21 protein-coding genes are annotated in these 20,490 nt (G+C 46.7%); 8 read left to right on the forward strand and 13 right to left on the reverse strand.

Annotation, left to right across the window (positions count from 1 at the left end):
- Positions 1-794: 794 nt before the first annotated feature.
- On the reverse strand, positions 795-1,949 hold the full coding sequence (locus AZ66_RS01460; protein WP_044353304.1) for an epoxide hydrolase family protein: 1,155 nt from the start codon (positions 1,947-1,949) through the stop codon (positions 795-797).
- 245 nt (positions 1,950-2,194) lie between these two features.
- On the opposite strand from AZ66_RS01460, the gene AZ66_RS01465 reads away from it, so the two are divergent.
- Positions 2,195-2,758: a CGNR zinc finger domain-containing protein gene (locus AZ66_RS01465; protein WP_044353305.1), complete on the forward strand. Its 564-nt coding sequence runs from the start codon at positions 2,195-2,197 to the stop codon at positions 2,756-2,758.
- Between the two features lie 92 nt (positions 2,759-2,850).
- Here AZ66_RS01465 and glyA read toward each other — a convergent pair whose 3' ends face one another.
- A complete protein-coding gene (gene glyA / locus AZ66_RS01470) occupies positions 2,851-4,110 on the reverse strand; it encodes a serine hydroxymethyltransferase (RefSeq protein WP_044353306.1) in 1,260 nt (419 codons plus the stop codon).
- A 200-nt stretch (positions 4,111-4,310) separates the two neighbouring features.
- Here glyA and pdxR point away from each other — a divergent pair, with 200 nt between their 5' ends.
- The gene (gene pdxR, locus AZ66_RS01475; protein ID WP_044353307.1) at positions 4,311-5,741 is read left to right on the forward strand and encodes a MocR-like pyridoxine biosynthesis transcription factor PdxR; all 1,431 of its coding nucleotides are present in this window, start codon (positions 4,311-4,313) and stop codon (positions 5,739-5,741) included.
- Between the two features lie 83 nt (positions 5,742-5,824).
- Here the strand turns inward: pdxR and AZ66_RS01480 are convergent, their stop codons facing one another.
- The 6 genes from AZ66_RS01480 to AZ66_RS01505 all read right to left on the reverse strand — a co-directional run bounded on the left by AZ66_RS01480 (position 5,825) and on the right by AZ66_RS01505 (position 10,287).
- Positions 5,825-6,568 (reverse strand): YggS family pyridoxal phosphate-dependent enzyme, encoded by a 744-nt coding sequence (locus tag AZ66_RS01480; protein ID WP_044353308.1) that lies wholly within the window; start codon positions 6,566-6,568, stop codon positions 5,825-5,827.
- Between the two features lie 13 nt (positions 6,569-6,581).
- The gene (locus AZ66_RS01485; protein ID WP_044353309.1) at positions 6,582-7,118 is read right to left on the reverse strand and encodes a pyridoxamine 5'-phosphate oxidase family protein; all 537 of its coding nucleotides are present in this window, start codon (positions 7,116-7,118) and stop codon (positions 6,582-6,584) included.
- A gap of 249 nt (positions 7,119-7,367) precedes the next feature.
- Entirely contained in the window at positions 7,368-7,940 is a 573-nt protein-coding gene (locus AZ66_RS01490; RefSeq protein WP_021259638.1) for a hypothetical protein, read from the reverse strand.
- A gap of 2 nt (positions 7,941-7,942) precedes the next feature.
- Entirely contained in the window at positions 7,943-8,275 is a 333-nt protein-coding gene (locus AZ66_RS01495; protein WP_021254132.1) for a PadR family transcriptional regulator, read from the reverse strand.
- 200 nt (positions 8,276-8,475) lie between these two features.
- Positions 8,476-9,363, reverse strand: coding sequence for a GNAT family N-acetyltransferase (locus tag AZ66_RS01500; RefSeq protein ID WP_044353310.1), 888 nt, complete (start codon positions 9,361-9,363; stop codon positions 8,476-8,478).
- 168 nt (positions 9,364-9,531) lie between these two features.
- A complete protein-coding gene (locus AZ66_RS01505; RefSeq protein ID WP_044353311.1) occupies positions 9,532-10,287 on the reverse strand; it encodes a cyclase family protein in 756 nt (251 codons plus the stop codon).
- A gap of 272 nt (positions 10,288-10,559) precedes the next feature.
- Between AZ66_RS01505 and AZ66_RS01510 the strand changes: the two genes are divergently transcribed.
- Positions 10,560-11,033, forward strand: coding sequence for a GNAT family N-acetyltransferase (locus AZ66_RS01510; RefSeq protein WP_044353312.1), 474 nt, complete (start codon positions 10,560-10,562; stop codon positions 11,031-11,033).
- Between the two features lie 327 nt (positions 11,034-11,360).
- Here AZ66_RS01510 and AZ66_RS32330 read toward each other — a convergent pair whose 3' ends face one another.
- The gene (locus tag AZ66_RS32330) at positions 11,361-11,555 is read right to left on the reverse strand and encodes a DUF6054 family protein (RefSeq protein WP_044353313.1); all 195 of its coding nucleotides are present in this window, start codon (positions 11,553-11,555) and stop codon (positions 11,361-11,363) included.
- A gap of 244 nt (positions 11,556-11,799) precedes the next feature.
- Between AZ66_RS32330 and AZ66_RS01520 the strand changes: the two genes are divergently transcribed.
- Complete coding sequence (locus AZ66_RS01520) at positions 11,800-13,842, forward strand: ATP-binding protein (protein ID WP_044353314.1); 2,043 nt, start codon at positions 11,800-11,802, stop codon at positions 13,840-13,842.
- Between the two features lie 28 nt (positions 13,843-13,870).
- Here the strand turns inward: AZ66_RS01520 and AZ66_RS31150 are convergent, their stop codons facing one another.
- Complete coding sequence (locus AZ66_RS31150; protein WP_156159864.1) at positions 13,871-14,014, reverse strand: hypothetical protein; 144 nt, start codon at positions 14,012-14,014, stop codon at positions 13,871-13,873.
- A 258-nt stretch (positions 14,015-14,272) separates the two neighbouring features.
- Here AZ66_RS31150 and AZ66_RS01525 point away from each other — a divergent pair, with 258 nt between their 5' ends.
- From AZ66_RS01525 to AZ66_RS01540, 4 genes are read left to right on the forward strand one after another with little or no spacing between them, the layout of a single operon-like run.
- Entirely contained in the window at positions 14,273-15,190 is a 918-nt protein-coding gene (locus AZ66_RS01525; protein ID WP_044353315.1) for an ABC transporter ATP-binding protein, read from the forward strand.
- Positions 15,187-15,936, forward strand: a complete 750-nt coding sequence (locus AZ66_RS01530; protein ID WP_044353316.1) for an ABC transporter permease — start codon at positions 15,187-15,189, stop codon at positions 15,934-15,936. The genes AZ66_RS01525 and AZ66_RS01530 overlap by 4 nt, the downstream gene beginning before the upstream one ends.
- 13 nt (positions 15,937-15,949) lie before the next feature.
- Entirely contained in the window at positions 15,950-16,681 is a 732-nt protein-coding gene (locus AZ66_RS01535) for an ABC transporter permease (RefSeq protein WP_044353317.1), read from the forward strand.
- Between the two features lie 24 nt (positions 16,682-16,705).
- A complete protein-coding gene (locus AZ66_RS01540; RefSeq protein WP_044353318.1) occupies positions 16,706-17,059 on the forward strand; it encodes a YxeA family protein in 354 nt (117 codons plus the stop codon).
- Between the two features lie 200 nt (positions 17,060-17,259).
- On the opposite strand, the gene AZ66_RS01545 is transcribed toward AZ66_RS01540, so the two are convergent.
- From AZ66_RS01545 to AZ66_RS01555, 3 genes are all read right to left on the reverse strand, one after another.
- A complete protein-coding gene (locus tag AZ66_RS01545) occupies positions 17,260-18,660 on the reverse strand; it encodes a sensor histidine kinase (protein ID WP_044353319.1) in 1,401 nt (466 codons plus the stop codon).
- 4 nt (positions 18,661-18,664) lie between these two features.
- On the reverse strand, positions 18,665-19,390 hold the full coding sequence (locus tag AZ66_RS01550; RefSeq protein ID WP_044353320.1) for a response regulator transcription factor: 726 nt from the start codon (positions 19,388-19,390) through the stop codon (positions 18,665-18,667).
- A 216-nt stretch (positions 19,391-19,606) separates the two neighbouring features.
- Positions 19,607-20,490 (reverse strand): stalk domain-containing protein (locus AZ66_RS01555; protein ID WP_044353326.1); only part of this gene is annotated, 884 nt, incomplete at its 5' end.

Here is a 20,490-nt window from a genome sequence, read left to right on the forward strand (position 1 = left end):
AGTAGTAGGAATATGAATAATAACTACATTAGAAATGCTATTCGTATACATATTGGTTAATAGGTATTTTCCATCAGGAGATGGTTTATATGGCAGCACACCTTGCGTATCAACCCGTATCGTAGAATGATCATTACCTGTTATGGAATCAATATGGACAACGTTCGTTTCGTTACTCTGCTGATATGCAATATATTTTTTATTGTAGGAAAGTGAGGGATTAGAAGCATTCGATTTATACTCATCTAGTTGATGATTCGTAAGATTGAACGACATAATGTGCGGAGACTTTTGTTCATCTTGTGTGGTAAAAAGAACCCGATTTGAATGACAGCAAGAAGCTTATTCCCATTATTAACACTATAACGCGGTTCGAAAAAATTATTATGAAACGGTAAAAGAGCATCTGTCTGCAGATTAAACTTGTACATAGGTGTTTCAGTCGGCTTCATTTGCTGCATGATCATGATCTCCCCCTCCATTGATGAGAAATCATTTGATTCTGAATGACTCCGCCATATCAGAAAAGTAACGAGAAAAACACATATTGTTGCTACAAGTAGGATCAGCCTTCTTTTCAATTCGACCACCTTCCTCCTTATAGCAACGGAACGATTGTAAAAAAGTTCTCTCACTAAATTTTATGTCTACACCTGTATAAATTACCATATTCCCCTTTTAGTTCATACGTTTTTTTAATCTATCTTGCAATTATGTACAACAACAAACAAGACCCAATGATATCAGAGGAGTTACTTCCCCCTTCACTGGGTCTATTACTATGATCTAATGATCTAATATTGAATGGTTTTAAAAAATGAACGTATCGATTCTGCAACCAGCCCAGGCTGCTCCAGCGCAACAAAATGCCCCCCTGCATTCAGTTCTTGCCACTGCAGAATGTTCGGGAACAAGCGCTCCACATATTCTCGCGGCGGACGCTCATGAGGCTGCGTCTTCGTTAGCGAAACGCCATGCGGCACATTGCAGATCTCTCCTTCGCCCGGCCACCTGATATGTCTGCCCTCATAGTAATAGCGGTTCGCCGCGTTGATCGTCTGGGTAAACCAGTAGATCGAGACATTTGCCAGCAAATCGTCCTTTCTGAATTGGTTCAACGGCTCACCCTTTTCAGATACCGTCCAGTAATACCACTTTTCCAGAATAAAGGCTGCCAGACCTACAGGCGAATCATGCAGTCCATACGCTGCGGTCTGTGGCTTCGTCCCCAATAGATGCGCATATCCGCCCTCTTCGCGATACCACTGATCGCCACATGTAAGAAAGGCCCGCTCAGCCTCAGACATCTCCATGCCTTTACCAATAAAAGGACTCGGATTCCCCGGTGATGTCGTATGATACCCAATGACCTTCTCCGGATGATCCAAGCTTAGCAAGCCAAGCACGCTCGCTCCCAAATCATACCCATGTGCCCCGAACTGCTCATAGCCCAGCCCCTCCATCAACTTGACCAGCACATTCGCGACCTGTCTATCCTCATAACCCGACTCCAAAGGTATACTCGAGAACCCATGCCCCGGGATCGAAGGAATAATGACATCGAAGGAGATGGAATCATTGCTTCCATCGTTATCCGGCTGTGTCAAAAACGGTATCAGATCCAGCATCTCATAAAATGTACTTGGCCAGCCATGGGGAATTAGAATCGGTAATGAGCGACTTCCCTTCCCTTTTTCGTACACAAAGTGAATGTCATTCTCGTCAATTGTCGCTTTGTAATTAGAGAAGGAATTGATACGCTGTTCCACCATGCGCCAATCGAAATCGTGCAGCCAATAATGAACAATATCCTTCATATACGATATCGGAATCCCGTAATTCCATTCTGCTCCTGGAATTTCATCCGGCCATCTCGTCATTTGGAGTCTCTGCTTCAATTGTTCGATCTCTTCGTCAGGAATACATACCGTGAAAGGATTCATGTTCATCGTTATCTTCGCTCCTTGGCAGAATAAATACGAGAATAGATAGAAAAGACTTGGGAAGGCTCGGCCGCGAGTTCATCAAATCTATAATTTAGAACAACCTAGTGATACACTGTTATTGAAGTCATAAAGCACGTAATAAGAAATAAAGCACGGACAAAACCATTAAAATACTTTAAACAGTCAGCTAACTGGTAAATAAATCCTAATGGTTAGCATGCGATGTGTCAATAGGAGCGGTTGAGCAGATGACGAGTGGATACGATCAGCTTGAAATGATTGCTGATTTCTTCAATACACAGGATAGACGAACGCGGTACGAGGGAGATCCCGGGATCGAGCATTTAACAGTGCCTAGCCGTTTAGTCGAGTGGCTCTTGCAGCACCAGCTTATCACAGAATCAGATATTGCTGCTTCAGAGGAAGAATTGCAATTGGCGTGCGAGCTTCGCAATGAACTTCGCAAAACAATAGTGAACAACGAGCACGATGGAAATGTAGAACAGGCTAAGCTGGAGCAGCTTACGAAGAATTTCCAGTTCGGGCTCGTGTTCCAGGAGAATGGAGAGCAGCTTGTGCCTCTGCAAGTAAATGCAGCTAAAGGATTAGCTCAACTACTCATTATTGTGTACGAACTGAGACGAACGAAGATGTGGCATCGCATACGTGTATGTACAGCGGAGGATTGCCAGTGGGTATTTGTGGATCGATCCAGACCCGGAACGGGGAGATGGTGTTCGATGAAGGCATGCGGAAATCGAGCGAAGAATAAGACATTCCGCCATAAACATAAAAACGAATCGTCGCTGTAATGGAGTAGAGCAAAGGGCTGGCTTCCCAGCCCCTTATCATTAGACCGGACGTGAGGTTTCCACATATCTGGACTTCCTATAATGAAGCGAAATTAGATGCTATCTAACGAATGAAGTCCTTCATATAAAGGAAACAGAGACGTCATTTCACGTACACTTTCTAGTATTTTACTTTTAATCGTCGAACTCTTGGGATTTTTAAAGACCAGTCCAATAAGCCGGGCAATTTCTTTCATCTCCTCGGGTCCTAATCCTCTTGAAGTCATTGCAGGAGTTCCGAAGCGAATGCCACTCGTTACCAACGGGCTCGCCGTATCATGAGGAATTGCGTTTTTATTCGCTGTAATCCCCACTTCATCGAGTATGGATTCTGCTTCTTTGCCCGTAAGTCCAATTGTGTGCAAATCAACCAAAATAATATGATTATCTGTTCCTCCCGTTACAACAGTTAACCCCTCATTCATTAGCGACTCCGCCAATACGTTAGCATTTTCAAGCGTTTTTGCTATATACGTTTTGAAATCCGGTTGCAATGCCTCGCCTAGCGCCACCGCTTTTGCCGCGATAACATGCATAAGCGGGCCGCCTTGCGTTCCAGGAAATATCGCTTTATCAATGGCTTGCGCCCATGGTTTACGGCACATGATGACACCGCCTCTTGGCCCTCTTAACGTTTTGTGCGTTGTCGTCGTAACAAAGTGTGCGTACGGCACCGGATTAGGATGCAGTCCTGCTGCAACGATTCCCGCAATATGTGCCATATCTACAAAGAAAAGAGCCCCGACTTCAGCCGCAATTTGGGCAAACAACTCGAATTCGATCGCTCGTGGATAGGCGCTGGCACCAGCCACGATTATGCGCGGAAGATGCTTATGAGCGAGCTTTCGCACCTGGTCATAATCAATGCGCCCTGTCTGTTCATCGACACCATAAGAAACAAAATTATAGAATTTTCCGGAAAAATTCACCGGACTCCCGTGTGTAAGATGGCCGCCATGGGATAAGTTCATGCCCAATATCGTGTCACCAGGCTTGACTGATGCAAAATATACCGCCATATTGGCCTGTGCGCCGGAGTGTGGCTGTACATTGGCATGTTCAGCGCCAAATAGCTCTTGAACACGGTGAATAGCAAGTTCCTCAATCCTATCTACATACTCACATCCGCCATAATATCTTCTTCCCGGATACCCTTCAGCATATTTGTTGGTTAGCACTGTACCTGTGGCTTCCATGACAGCTCGGCTTACAAAATTCTCCGATGCAATCAGTTCTATTTTATCCTGCTGGCGTGCAAGTTCTTGCCGAATAGCATTAGCCACCGCTTTGTCTTGCTGCTCCAAGTATTTCATGATCATCATCCTCTCTGTCTGCCTATTTCATTATTGATAAATCTGAAATTTCGCTCTAAGAAGAGAATCCTATTGTGTTGCACAATTAACAATTGTCGTGCTAGTATACCAATCAATGGATTGCTGGTTAATAGGTTAATATCCATAGTTGAGTCATTATAGCAATCCATAATTACGCCAAAAACGCGGGAGTTGTCTGAATGTTACAGATAAATCGAAACGATAAACGGCCCATCTGGCAGCAGCTTCTGGATCAAGCGATTCATAATATTACAACCGGAAAATGGCCTCCCGGGGAATTACTGCTCCCTACTCGTGAACTTGCTCCATTAATTGGTGTTTCCCGCTCAACCATACAGATTGTTTACGAGGAATTATTCAGCCGCGGGTATACCATAACCTCTCGTCGCGGTGGAACAAGAGTTAGTGACTGGACATATGCGACTCGTCCTTCTGAAGATGCTGCCACTGGGGGACCAATCCCTCCTGAATTGCCATCATTAAACACGGGAATCGGCCATTTACACAGTTGGTTTGGAAACAAAGATCATCGTAAAGTAGTGATCGATTTCACTCCTCATGAGCCATACCTAGACGAGCATTTCCGAAAAAATTGGAGACACTCCTTTTTGCACGCCTCTACAGAAACAGACCTAGACAATTGGGCTTACGGAAATGCATATGGATTTCTACCGCTGCGAGAGCAGATTCAACGTTATTTGTCGCTTGAACGGGGAGTTCATGTGGATGTCGATCAAATCATCTTGACCTCAGGCGCACAGCATAGCATTGATTTGATTGCCCAAGCTCTGTTACAGCAAGGAGAAACGGTTTCGGTTGAGGATCCCGGCTTCCCTGCTGCCTGGATGGTGATGAAGTATCGGCGCATGCAAGTTGAATCCGTTCCGGTTGACGAACACGGACTATGCGTTGACCGCATTCATCCTGAGTCCAAACTTGTATATGTTACGCCATCGCACCAGTGTGCGGTTGGAGCAATTATGTCGGAGCCGCGCAGGCAGCAATTGTTACATATGGCTGCTGAGCAGAGGTTCTGGATTGTTGAGGATGATTACGATAGTGAATTTCGATATCGTGGTGACCCGCTCCCAACGCTGTTCAGTCAGCGACCTCAGAACACGCTATATATGATGAGTTACTCCAAAATGGTCGCTCCTGGCATTCGGTTATCGGCAATTGTCGGACCCAAAGAGGCCATTCGTCAAATTGCCCAAGTCCATGAATTAACCTATCGGCATCTGCCGATTATGGAGCAATTAACACTTACTCATTTTATCGAGCATGGTCATTTTATGCGTCATATGAGACGAGTTCGGAATGTATATCGTCGTAGACATGAAGCCATGACGAAGGCTATTATCGCAACTGGTCTGAGCGAACACTTCACACTCAGCGGCGTAGAAACGGGATTGCATATGCTTCTTGAGGCTGATCAATCGTTTGACGAGGAAGCCGTGACAAAGTTAGCGCTCGAAAACGGAATCCGCGTTTACCCGCTTAGCACGTATTGCTTGGAAAGCGATCGAAAAGGTTGGGTACTCGGTTTTGCTAAAGTAGAAGAAACAGCCATTGAAGAAGGGATTTATCGTCTAGCGGGGATGCTTTTATAAGCCAGCATCCCCTTCACGACCTTGACTTGCTCACAACAACCATGTAGAAAATTTGTGTTGATAAGCGCTCTACTGTCTCTCTCCTAATCGTCCTGGCGCGCGTTTTCGTTCCAGTAATAGCTGTCCGGCAAGTAACGTTGCCCGAATACGCTTGTTCCTACGCGGATGATAGTAGCCCCTTCTTCGATAGCCACCTTGAAATCACCAGACATGCCCATCGAGAGGATGTCCATTTCTACACGTGGTAACTTTTTCTCCCTAACTTGGGTTTGAATCGATTTTAATAATCGGAAGCAGTGCCGGGTCTCGTCGTTTGTGGCATTTAGTTTTCCAATCGTCATTAAGCCTTTCACATTCAACGTGTCGAACTGGGACAGTTGTTCCACCAACTCCAGTGCCGTTTCCGGAGAAGCACCAAATTTACTTTCTTCGTAGGAGGTGTTGATTTGCACCAGAATATCCATAGTCTTGTTCTCTTTGACGAGTTGATGGTTCAGAGCCTGCCCCAATTTCAAACGGTCTACAGAATGAATGAGCGTAACATATTTAACAACGTCCTTCACTTTATTCGTTTGCAAATGTCCGATAAAATGCCATTCCACCTGATTAGATAGCTGCATAAGCGGGAATTTGTCCCGAAGTTCTTGCGCTTTATTTTCCCCAAATAGAGTCTCCCCCGCCTGTATGGCCATCTGCAATTTTTCAAGCGGTACGGTTTTGGTCGCCAACAACAACTTCACGTCCTCTATCTTGCGGCCGGATGCTTGGCAAGCCAACTCCATCTGCTGCCTCACAGTTCTGAGATTCTCCTCAACTAGATGGCCCATGTCTTTTCCCTCTTTACACCGTTTTTCCAGGCTCAAACATTTTCCCCTCTTCAATCGGATTTTCTTTGGCGGTGATATGATGTGGATCTATTCGATACACCTGAACCGGACCACCGAATACGGCTGATCGGTATTTGTCCACGTGCTGCTTGGGTAATGGACGATTATAATAACTAGGCACATACTTATCAATCATTTCCTGCAGCATGTATGTAGCTTCATCCAGATCGGCGATAGGCTCTGCCTTTCCAAAAATCATTACGCTCATATACGCTGTGTCCGTCTTGGCTGGTACTGGATCTGTAATCGTCCCGTACTCTTCACAAACCGTAAAGCAGACCTCCGGGTTTTCACCTATAACCTGATTTCTTCTCCCACCAGTGGCTCCATGGAAATAAAGCTTCCCATCTGTCCAAACGAAATTAAGAGGAACAACATACGGCAGATGACCATCGACCATTCCAAGATGCCCAATTCGAGCTTGGCGTAGAAATGACTCAATTTTGCTCTTATCCAACACTTCTCTTATTTTGTAACGTACTCCATTCATGGCTTCACCTCTATTGAATTTATGATTATGATGTGAGTTTATCAGCCATTGGAATGAGTATAAATGTCCATAACCACTGAATTGATGCAATCCATATTAGCCAGTAAGCGATACCCTCTTAGTCAAACCTAATTAGGAATGCATTCATGTATAGTCTGTTCCGCTTAGGATGAGCTAGGCGCACTCCATGAAAAAACCGGAATGAAAGTCACTCATTCCGGTTCCTCTGGCTCCACATGAACTGCGAGCTTATTCTATTCGATCCCGCCCCAAGCTGATCTGCGCATTCTTCATCATTCCGAGTGCCAAGCCAAGCATTAGGCCAATACCTGTGACGATAAAGAACAGCACGCCTATCCCCTCTTTCAGGACGACCATTTGCAGAATAACGCCAACAAGCGCACCAAGTGCTAAGCCAATGAACATGAACGCGCCGTAGTAGAGGCCTATCGCCTCCGCAACAGCAGGCTCCCCATAATGCAGCCATTTCGCTTCACTGTGCAGCAGCGGATTATCTGGGTTCTCCACAGAGAACGCGGCCTTCGCACGCTCGAATGCATCCGCTTCAGAGATTCCCTCTTCGGCCACAAGGTCTTGAATGTAATCGGACATATAACCCATCAGATCTTCTTGCGCTTCCCGATTTTTCTGTGATGTCCATTTGAATTTGGCTGCCTGCTTCTTCGCTTCTCCTAACGTAGCGTTCGCTTTTTGAACCAGTTTCTCAAAGTATGTTAGTTCATCGCTGCCCGCCATGTTTAATTGTGTATTTTGCTTAATGAACTGCTTCATTTTATGTTCTGTATCTTTGCTCATCGTCATGATCATTCCACTCCTTCTAAAAATTGATCCATTAATTGCTTCATAAAGAGCCATTCTGCCTTCTTATGACTCAAATAGGCTCTGCCCGATTCGGTGAGATGATAGTACTTTCTCCGAGCTGCTGCACTTCCCTCTTGCCAATAGCTTGTCACGTATCCATTGTTCTCAAGACGCTTGAAGGAGAGATACAGCGTGCCTTCCTTCAGTTCGAAGGAACCTTGGCTCTGCTTCTTCACTTCCTTACTTAAATCATATCCGTACAAATCCTGATGATACAGCAGACTCAGGATGATCGTATCAATGTAACCGCGCAATATTTCCTTATCTACGTTCAACAAAGTCACTCCTCGCTGATACCTTACTTTATTAGGTACAGGAACAGTATATACGATCTATACCTTATAAAGCAATGTACAATTTAAAGTAAGGTATTGTTCATCATTCTCCCAATCAAAAAACCTCCACGCATGCCGCACCTTATAAGGGTCAACATCCAGTGAAGGTTAATTGGGTTTATTGTGGATTATCCATATATTTATCGGGTTATTTTATAAAACAATAGCCGATGCTTCTGCTGAAAACCTGCCTTCTGATAGAGGGAAATTGCCTTCCCATTCTCTTCCTCCACACATAAGGAGATTTCGTCAATCTTCCTGTCTAGGAGCAGGAAACGCAATGCCTCTTGTATCAGTGAAGTACCGAGACCTTGTCCTTGCGCATGCGGTGATACAGCAATGAATTCGATATTTCCTTCCTGCGCTTCGCAGTCTGCTTCCACATATACGTAGCCAAGCAAGCTCTGGCTGCTATCCACAGCAATAAAGATTCGATGGTCGTCCTGAAGCCGGTTCATAATTTCTTGTCCGCTGTAATATGTGTTCGGGAATGAGGCCTCATGCAGTGCAATAAATGCATTTACATAGTCCGGTGTGATCCCCTGTAGGGTATGGGCCGGCGCATAGGCAAATGATGAGCGCGTACATTTCAACACCAGATGGGAATGTAAATATGCTGACGGTATGCCATCCATAAATTGCAGAGCCCGCTTGTTCTCCTCATTATAGAAGCTGTGCAGTGTCGTTACCTTGTCACCGAGTTGCTTCATTCCCGCTCTCCACAGCTCATGTGCAATGTCGTTCCATCTCGATTCCTCATCGATGAACGGCCCCCATACCTCTGCCACACCGCGTTCTAGGTCGACATCAAAGCCGAGGGCTCCAATGATTCGTTCATGTTCATAGGCAACCACGAAGGATGTATCTAACTCAAGATCAGAGAACTCCTCGGAAAGCGTGCCCGCAATTTCGTCTTCCTGATCCCCACAAAATCCAACATGATGCTGCTTCTCTCGATTCAATCGAGCAATAAAGGCTGCTAATTCTTTAACACGTTCATAAGAAATGGCATGAATTATGATCGACATGAAGTAAGTTTCTCCTTATCATCTATAGTAATATGCTCCAGCACCATGCCCGTTCCCCTCGAGACATAATATGGGTCGGTATGGTCGGTATTCAAAGGTCCAGTTGTGAAATGGAAATGCGATCTCCTGAACCTCTTACCTGTAATCCGATTCCAGTCCTGTTGTCGTTCATTCGAAAATAGCAATTGGACGCGCCCAGCCTGCGCTTGCCTTTTCGACTTTTACTGGGAAGCAGCATACTTTAAATCCGGTTGGCTCTGGCAGCTGCTCCAGATTCGCCAGCTTCTCAATCCGGCAATATTCATGCTCTTGGCCAACGAAATGAGCTGCCCACAGAACCCCATCCTTCGGCTCACGCTTATAGGCCTCAGCTTGCAGGTTTAATGGTATATCCCATCCCCAGCCATCCGTTCCAACTACTTTAATGCCCTGATCAATCAGCCAGCGCGTCGCCTCCGCAGATACGCCGGCATGCAGAAATGCATAATGCTCCTCATAGAGGCGCTTGTCCGCATCTGTACGGATCAAGACGATGTCCAGAGGCTTCAGCTTGTAGCCGATTCGCTCCAGCTCGGCGATTAAGTCGTTCGTCGTAATCTCATAACCGGAAGGTTTCTGACTAAAATCAAGCAGCACGCCATCCGAGAAGAACCATTCTAGCGGGAGCTCATCGATCGTCCTTGCCGGTTTGCCTTCCGAGGTCGGCCAGTAATGCCAAGGCGCATCAACATGTGTACCGGCATGCGTGTTCAACGTTACCGTTTCGGTAGCCCAGGCTTGGCTCTCTGGAAAATCGTCTGGCTTAAGTCCAAGTATGGCAGCCGCCTGCTGGGCGCCTTCCTTGTGGCTGGAATATTCAATCTTAGCCGGAAGCGGCTCGAAAATGCGCGGACTAATTGGTACGCTTAAGTCTATCATCTTCATCTACATTCCATCTCCTTCGAATGATCGGATATATCGAATGTTAGATGCAGCTCGAATCGCAACGAGACGGAGCTCTATAACCAACAACTCTTGTCCTTACATTCAACAAGGAGGGAATATTATCCTCTCCATATCGAAAAGGTTCCTTTTTCATCGGAGATAAGTTGCTTCCTTGATTCAGGTTTACATTGAGAATGTGCATTCAAATTGCTACACTGATTCCAAAAAGGTTACATCCAAATTCCTGTATAAGTTGAGGTGAAATCGAGAAGATGAAACAGGTTACAGTAGAATTGCAATTTTACAAACCTGCATATTTGGAGGCACTCCACTCCTATCAACTTCCTGCGGAGCAAAAACAGTTTGCTGCAATGCCGAATCAACGATTGGATACTTCTGATGGTCAGCACCCTATCGTCATAACAGCTGGCAATCAACCGGTAGGATTTTTTGTATTGAATAAGAATGCAAGAGTTCAGGAATATTCCGAGAATCCACAAGCGCTGCTGCTTACGTCTTTCTCTATCGATTATGCGAAGCAGGGGCAGGGATATGCTTCAACAGGGTTAGAGCTTTTGAAGAGCTTTATACCTGAACATTTTCCGGATTGCAACGAAATTGTACTGGCTGTGAATCATAAAAATATCCCCGCGCAACGGTTGTACATCAAGACCGGATTCACCGACACTGGACAAAGATGCAAGGGTACTATTGGTGAGCAATACATTTTCTGTTTATCACTATAACCTCCTCCTTCCCTGGCAAATAAAAAGCACGCGTTCCACAGCAGGCAATATGCTCTCGAATGCGTGCAGTTAGCCTTCGTGGCATCTCCCGAATATAACGATAAGTTTGCCGAGCAAAAAAGAGGCAAACAGGATAAATCCCATCTGCCTCTCGGTTCATTACTAATAAAGAAAACTAATCTTGAATACTCGTTACTACACCGTCATCTAGATAAATATATTTAAAACCATTATAGACCCACAGTTCATGTATATAATAAAAAGAACCGAGGAAGCTCAGGAAATACTCCTGATACCGCTCGGTTCTACACAGTTACGATTTTAAAGCTAATCTATAATATACTCCTCAAGTATGCTCTCTACAGAGGATGCGAAATCGTCCGCAGCACCCCAATCGAAATTGAAGATCAAACCCTCGGAACTGCCTGTCGCAACTACACGTACATTGGTTACTCCTCGTAAGTTATCGATCATGACAATGAGAGCTGCCCGGTAGCCCTTAATTGTAACGCCAAGCTGCATAGGCAGTGTATTGGTATTTGTGTTGGCATTACAGCTACATCCAATGTTACCAATGATTCAAAGAATATGTAAATACCTCACAAAGAGATCATGATTCATCCTCTACAACCATTCGCCCACGCTACGATCCGGCTCTTGGCGATCACGAATATGGAGCAGTCGGTCATCTTATCGATATTGCCAGATGAGAAGGGAATCGTTAACATGAGATATAAATGAATCACAAGGAGGCGCAGCCGATACCGTGCAGCTCCATTGGTTGGAACATACCAAACCATTCATCGGGCGCAGCAAAGAAATGAGTCACGTCATCGACTGGCTCGACGACCCCCAAGCCCCTTCCCGTATTCTATACATATCTGGCATGGGCGGCATAGGTAAGAGCTCGCTCATGACGGAGATGATGCTTGCTGTTCAACAACGACATTGGACGAGCATCTGGCTGGACGGACGTTCATGCCTGACGACGCCCGTAGGATTTTTCGAATATTTAGCGTCAGCCATTCAATTAGAACGTTATAATCGTCAGCATGTCGATCCGCTCGAAGTACTTATTTCTGCTCAAGCTTCCCATCGAATCGCTATCTTTATTGACAATTCCGAGCATATATCACTGCTGGAAGGCTGGATTATGAATGCATTTTGGCCGAAGATGTCGTCACAGGGTGTCCTCCTCGTATTCGCCTCACGCTCCCCTATTCCACTTGTATGGAAAACGAATCCGCACAGGGGGAGACACATTACCGAATTGCCGCTGGCCCATTTTTCGTTTGCGGAGACGATGGACTATATTTCACACACAGGTGCATTCTCGAAGGAGATAAGTGGAGAAATTGCTCGGAGCTCAGATGGCCACCCGCTCGGTCTGGCACTTGCAGTAGAAGCGGTTCAAAAGAAACAAGAGCTGTCGAACAAGGATACGAGTATTGTCTCTCAGACGATCAGCGCCCATTTACTGCGTGAACTCACAACCGATGAAGTTCAGCCATGCGTCGATGCATTGATCGTGCTGCAGCAAGCCAACCAAGAGATGCTCTCGAAGTTCCTGGGGCGCCCTGTCACGATTCAGCAATATCGGCTGCTGCAGAGCATGTCTTTTATTCGAACAGTTCCTGATGGCATTGCTCTGCATGATATTGCCCGAATGCATCTGCATCGGGATTTCCGAGCAAGAGAGCCCGAGCGATTGGAAGAGCTTCGAACGAAGGCAGCCAAGCTTCTCTATCAGCAATTTCGCCATGTAGATCTTCATCATCGGCGCGAAATAGCGGCTAAGCTGCTCTATTTGTGCAAGGATACCCTCCAATCTGATCGCCTGTATGCAGACTGGACGGTAGACTCGCCAGACTCGCCGCTCGAAATTGTGACCGAAGCCGATTTGCCTGTGCTGCATGAGCTGCTGGATCAGTGGTGCGACTACAGCATCGATCCATGGCAGCGTAGTATCTACCATCAATTTATGGATGAACTCGTTGAACAATTTCCAGAGAGTATTGTGGTTCTGCGCGAAGCGGATGGCAAGCCTATCGGCATGTTCATGTTGCTGCTTATGCATCGGGATACAAGCCGACTGATGGAACAATACATACCTTCCGAACTTCACGAATGCTTAGCGGCCGAGGAACTGGCCTGTAGCGCGGATCAGGCGGATACGTACTACGCTGTCTTAGCAGCAGCTACAGACAAGCATCCCATGTTCACTCGAGAAGAGATCGTCGGCCTGCTTACCCGAGATCGGCTCTCCTTACTCGGTCAAGGCTCCCGCGCAGTGCTGGTTGCCACCAATCCGAATTTGAAGACGTTCCTGCAGCAGGTTGGGTTCCAGCTTCGTCCTACACGTACAAGAAATTGTGATACTTCATACGCAAGAGCGGATATTTTGGAGCTTGATCTCAGACAAGAACGATTCGGGGAATGGATCATGTCCTTCTTCTCGAAGCAGACAAGCGTGTCCAGCGAGCAAGAAAGCACGATCACCGTACAAGATGTTCGGAAAATGCTGTCCTGCCTGCACGAGCCCGGCAAACTAAATCACTATACCCGCTTCTTTCCTACAATTGCGAACGGAGTCGCTCTGCAAGCACGCTTGCTATCTATCCTTGAGCACAACACATACCGCCTTCAAGAGCAGGATCTGCTTCTCCTAAATACGGCCTACAACTTGCATCCTCATAATCACATCGAGGCTTCGCTTGCCTGCAATATGAGCCGCGCCACCTATTATCGCTATTTAAACAAGGCTGTTCAAAATATTACCGAGATGATGAAAAGCAAGGGACTTCATTAACAGCACAGCATGGCCTTGGGCTGATGATTCAATACATCTCAGCCTTAAGGCCCTCCTTATGTATCTTGACCTCTTCCCGCAATTCCTCCAGAACGGCCCCCTCATCTAACCCTAGCTGCTCGATAATGTCCTCGACACGAACGACCACTTGTTTTTTCGACATTGAACTCATATCTACTCCTCCATCTCCCATATCTGTTCCACCTGTTCCTCTCATCATCAACCTCGTACATTCGAGAGTACTTTCTTGTTGCCTTTACTATAATTCAGAAGCCCGGTTCCTTCGTCTCAACTTTTTCTCATCTTTCTTACATACACCGTCATTTAAGGTTGGCGTAAGGTAAATTTCAGCCTTATGAAAGGTTCGGGAATTACAGTTGAAGCATGAAATCATAATTTGAATGATACGAAATGGAGTTGAAGATCCTCGATGAATACCCAACCCGTCGTTGCTACTTGCGGCCTTTCGAAATTTTATAACCATGTATGTCGGGTGAACAAAATTGACCTTGAGGTTCCAGAAGGCGAAATATACGGCTTCCTCGGCCCGAATGGGGCGGGAAAATCCACAACCTTGAAGATGCTGCTTGGTCTAGCCAAGCCCACCGATGGCCGCATCACCCTATTCGGTCAAGAGCTCGGCAAACATCGGCGTTCCATCCTTAATCAGATCGGTTCCTTGATTGAATCTCCTTCTTATTACGCTCATTTGACTGGACTTGAAAATATGAGGGTCATGCAGACATTACGCGGGGTTCCGAGAAAAAATATAGATGAGGCACTGAGAATTGTCCGACTTGAAAACCAGAAAAACAAAAAAGTAGAGCATTACTCACTCGGCATGAAGCAACGGCTGGGCATAGCTATGGCTCTTATCTCCTACCCCAAGCTGCTCATATTGGATGAGCCTACGAACGGGTTAGACCCTGCAGGCATCGGGGAGATTCGCGAGCTGATTAAATCAATGCCGCGGCAGTACGGAATTACCGTGCTTCTTTCCAGCCACCTGCTCTCTGAAATTGAGCAGATCGCCACCTCCGTTGGCATTATTAATGACGGAAATCTACTCTACCAAGGGAAAATAGAGACGCTGCAGGAGCGAAATAGTTCGTCCCTCGCAATTCGAACGGGCAATAATGCCGCAGCCGCAGCATGGATGCAAACTCAGGGCTATATGGCCAACCTGCAGGACGAATGCTTACAAATCGAGCATATGAGCGATCAACAAGTGGCGAGGCTGAATAAGGAACTCGTGCTGAGCGGTATTGATGTTCTTCGGATCGAAGAACGCAAAAGAACACTGGAGGATATATTCTTGGAGCTTACCGGAAGGGAGAAAAGCTTATGATTAGAGCTTTGTCCCTAGAATATTTCAAGCTTCGCCGCAAACGTATCTTCGCAATGACAGCCTTATTTCTGGGTGCCGAAATGCTATGGGCGTTGGTATCAACAACGATGTCGATCGCTCGAAATCCCAGCAGCGCAGACTGGAAAACGATAATTGCAACAACAGCTTCCATGAACGGCTTATTTCTCCCGATTATCTCGGCTATCGTCGTATCGCGCTTGTGCGACATGGAGCACAAAGGAAACACATGGAAGCTGTTAATGGCAACGAATATGAATCGGAGCAGCATCTATGCGGCCAAATTCATATGCGCTGCATCAATTCTCTGCCTGTACCTCGTCCTGCAGGCTGGCATCATTTTCGCGTTCGGCATGATGAACGGTTTCGATTCGATCCCGTTGCGGCTGCTCATTTTGCATATTGGAGGAGCACTTCTGACAAGCATGGCCATCGTTGCCTTGCAGCAGTGGATTTCCCTTATCGTAAAGAATCAATCCTTTGCCCTGTCCCTAGGTATGATAGGCGGTTTTATTGGCATGACAGCAGACCTATTTCCTGCATTCGTACGCCGGATATTTATATGGTCTTACTATTCCGGACTATCTCCCGTCACCTATCTATATACAGAGAAAAGCGCAACATACGTGATGCAGCCGCCAAGTCCCGTTCTGATAGCTGCAGTGCTGCTCATCGCTGCCGCATGTTACGCGGCAGGCAATATACATGTTTCTCGCAAGGAAGTATAGGAGGTTAATCGATATGTTACGAAGCGTTTCCGCTGAAGTCCTGAAGCTGCGGCATTCTCGAATTTGGATCATTCTTGTGGTTCTTCCCGTTATTAGTCTCGTGATTGGCTGCGCGAATTATTATTTCAATCGAGAGGTTCTACAGCAGGAATGGTACAGCTTGTGGACGCAAGCTGCTCTCTTTTACGGCATGTTCTTCCTCCCTGTGCTAATCGCTATCTGTTGTGCCTATGCATGCCGACTAGAGCATATAAACCGGAACTGGAATGCTGTACTGACAGCCCCTGTATCCATTGCCAGCGTCATCATAGCCAAGCTGATTGTCATTGGAGCGCTCCTGTTATTTGTTCAGTTGATATTTTTCATGCTCTATTTCGGTATGGGACATTTGCTTGGCATCTCCTCGGCCTTTCCTTCTGATGCGATAGGATGGGTCTTTCGAGGATGGATATCCTCTCTCGCGATAGCTGCCATCCAGCTAGTGCTCTCGCTGCGAATCCGCAGCTTTGCGGCACCAATCGGCATCTGCTTATGCGCTGTTTTCCTTGGATTGGGGCTGTATGTCGCGAAGTTCGGCATGCTGCTGCCGTATTCCATGCTAACGATTGGTATGGGTGTACTCAGTCAGGAGAGTCTTAATGGTGCGGAGCTATTCCAATTCTATGTGATCAGCGGCATTTATATCGTACTGTTCACTAGTCTCTCCATTCGCAGCCTGCAAAGGAATGATGTCATACAAGCCTAATTCGCGCCAGAAGGGGAACCTGCAATGAAAAAAATAATCCTTATCGCCGTGCTGTTGTTCGCAGCCGTCGTCGCATTCGGTGTTTTCATCCTTGCTCCGGAAAGAATAGCGCCGGACAACCCGGAAGGGAAGACGATATATTATGCACAAATCAACAGTAACGAAGCGATGAAAAACAAGAACGGCAGATATGAATACAGCCTCCTTGCTTTTGATAGCCAAGGAAGTCAAAAACAACTGGACTTTACCACCAGCAACCAATTACGTGAAGGTGCTTATCTGGAGCTGTATTCGACAAGGCTCCGAGGTGTTACTTATTGGCACGAAATCCCGTATGACAGCCTTCCCGAGAACATAAGGAGAACCTATAAGCCATAGTAGTTTTATGCAACCAAAGGCCGCTATCTGGATCATACGCTGATCAGAGAACGGCCCTTTTCGTGATTGCTTAACTGAGGAGCATATTAGCATATTCATTGATCAAGAACGTTTAACGTCATGATGTAAATTCCATAAATACTAGAACACCATTATACGATTCTACTAACTGTCTATGTTCGTCTTTTTGTTAGCTTAGATTAGCTACTAGCTGCTTTATCCGAACAGCTTGGCAGCTCAATTGTAGCGCACATGCCCTGCCCCGTGTCACTCTCCAGCAGCAGCTGTCCGCGATGTGCCTCGGCAATTCTAGCCACCATAGGAAGTCCCAAGCCATGTCCGTTCTGACGCAAGTGTTGCCTCTCCGCAGAGTATGGCAGCTTCAACAGATCCCCCAGCGCTTCACGCTGAATCCCTACTCCGTTATCCATCACTGCAAATTGACAAGCCGAACCATCGGCTGATTGATTGACAAGGAGCCAAATGTCGCAGCCATCTGGATTATGGTCGATGCAATTCTGCACCAGATTCGTGATTGCACGAAGCAGCAGCATGCGATCAGCTTCAGCCTGAATATACTCTTCCTTGATCTGCAATGCAATCGCATACCGCTCATCCAGCCCTTGATTCAGAAAGTCCGCAGCAACCTGTCTGGCTAGTGCCGCCAATCGAATTGGCGCCATGTTCAAGGGCTGCATCTCATACTCCAGCTTGGAGACCAGATTCAAGTCATTAACGAGAGACCGCAGCTTCTCCCCCTGCTTGCGAATAATTGCCGCCTGCTGCCTCTGCTCCCCAGGCATCTCTGCATGTTCCTCCAGAGCACTGGCATATCCAAGAATCATGGACAGAGGCGTGCGAATGTCGTGGGAAATTCCCGCAATCCAATTCGACCGCGCCTCATTGCGAATACGAAGAGCCGCCTGCCTTTCGCGGAGCATTTCAGAGGTATCATTGATGCTGCGCGCGAGCTTGCCGAATATCCCTTTCTCCTCTGCACGGACGGCCTCCTCCTTCCCAAGCGCGTGAACTACGCCGGTGAGCGGCTTCAATGATCGGGCAAGCCGAGTGCCGATTATAATAGCCAGCATGCATCCGAGCACGATGTTGCCTAGCAGTAGGTATAGGGATCTCTGCGGCAAAGAACGTATCCATGGCACGAGAAAGTCGAAATGATACTTCGCATAGCTATCCTTCGGATAACCAAGTACGACCAGTCCATCTGTATGTTCCCATACGTATACCGGATGCTCCTGCAAAAAATGACGGGTGAACTTGGCAACCTCGGTTAAGGAATACGCACGCGGGACGTCTTCAGGCAGCTTGTAATCCCATATGACTTGGCCGCCTTCATCAAGCAGCATCGCCCATGCCTCGGTATCCTCCAGCATCTGGCGGGAGGATATGTCTAATATATGTGACTGTCCATTCCGCTGCAAATGATTCGCAACATACTCCACGGCATGCTGTGGAGATTGTCCGGCGTTAATCTCTTTGAACACGAAGAAACCGAGCATAACCAAATTTAAAGTAATAATTCCGGCAAAAATGACAAACGTAACGCCCGTAAACCGGCGAATAAGTCGGATAATGTTATCCATCGTCCTATGGCTCCTTCACCATAAGCTTATATCCGAGCCCTCTAACGGTTAGCAGGCTGCAAGGCTTGGAAGGATCCAATTCGATTTTCTCCCGAATTCGTCGGATATGCACCATTAACGTATTCTCGTAGCTAGTGGCATCGTCACCCCAACCGGCCTGGAACAATGCATCAGTCGTCACTATGCGTCCTCTATTCTCATATAGCTTCATAAGAATGGCGTGCTCCTTGGCCGTAAGCGGCTGCTCGCGTTCTCTATCCCCATCAGTCTCGCGATACACTACAGCGCTCTCTAAATCCACTATACATCCTTCCAAGTGGAAGGTCGGCAACCTCTCCTCCTGATGCGTCTGGTATACTCGCTTCAAAATGCCATTCAGACGAAGGATTAGCTCCCTTGGCAAAAAAGGCTTTACAATATAATCATCGGCTCCAAGGCCTAGTCCGAGCAGCCGATCCTCATCCTCGCCCCTCGCAGACAAGAACAGCGCCGGCATGCTGGAGAATTGGCGGATGGCCGTCAGCAGCGCAAAGCCGTCCTGATCCGGAAGCATTACATCCAATATGCCGATGTCAGGCTTGTCCCTGCGGCACACGGCTAATGCAGATTTGCTGTCGGATGCCGTATAAATTCGATAATAGCCCTCTTTGCGCAGCAGCATATCGATCATGGTGCGAATGTCAGGTTCATCGTCCACAATAAGTATTTTTTTACTCTTTAGATTGTCCACACTGCTCCCCTGCCTTTTCTTGCGATAAGTAGTCGTTAAGCAAATCATTGGGTTGGAATCGACCGAGGGAAAATAATATCTTCGACAAGAAGATGTATATAACCTGCCTAAGAGAGTACCCAAGGGATCGAGATGGAAGCTTGAGAACACTCATTTTATTAAAAAAGAGCCTTGCCCGGTATTTGTCATAACGGGGCAAGACCCTATTCATACTCCCTATTTCATCGTAATCGAAATTTTATCTTCCTTCTGTAGCCATTCGACCTTCGCTCCCAGCTTCTCGCTAATGAAGCGAAGCGGCAAATAAGAGGTTCCTTTAATCGCGAAAGGCTTGTTGTCCAACTGAACTTCCTTGCCGTTCAACGTCATTGTCCCCGATTTATAATTGACATCAATGGTCAATTCCGCGCTGCCAGTACCCGCATTGGAGCGGCTGACCGTGACAACCTTGCTTAGTATATCAAACTTGATCGTGGCACCCAGCTTCTCGAATATCGAACGAATCGGCACGAAGGCTTGACCTTTGTGAATAACAACGCCGTTGTTCATCTTAACAGTCTCTCCGTTCAACACAAGCGATACCGCACGGTGTACCGGCACGGCCTGCGCATGCATGAACTCATAGTCGCCATATCCCAATTCCGCATTTTTATTGATGCCCCAGCCCCATAGAGAGCCGTCTGCCTTCTGCATGATGATATGTCTCCAGTCAGCCTTTACCGAGCTGATATTCGAAGCAATAAGTTCAAACTTAGCGCTGCTTGACATCGATTCGGTTTCAATAGACGCTTGATATACGTTTCCGCTATTCGTGAGCGCAATGATTGAACGTTCTACAACATGCACATCTCTCACATCAGAAATATTTTTCAACTGAATCGGCTTCGGATTGTCATGAACCGTCGTTCCGTCGGACACTCCCGTCCACGTACCACCCCAAAACCATAGGCGAGATGCAGCGTCGATTGCCAGATTCGCTTCTCTGTTTGAATAGATGGATTGGATCGTAGCCAATCCTTCAACTTGCGAAGGAGCTGGGGTGCTTCCCTCCGGAAATTGAAGAGGCCAGCTCCACACCGGAGGCCACTGAAGAACTAGCT

The organism is Paenibacillus sp. E194 (assembly GCF_000935845.1).
Classification (GTDB): Bacteria; Bacillota; Bacilli; order Paenibacillales; family Paenibacillaceae; genus Paenibacillus_B; species Paenibacillus_B alvei_B.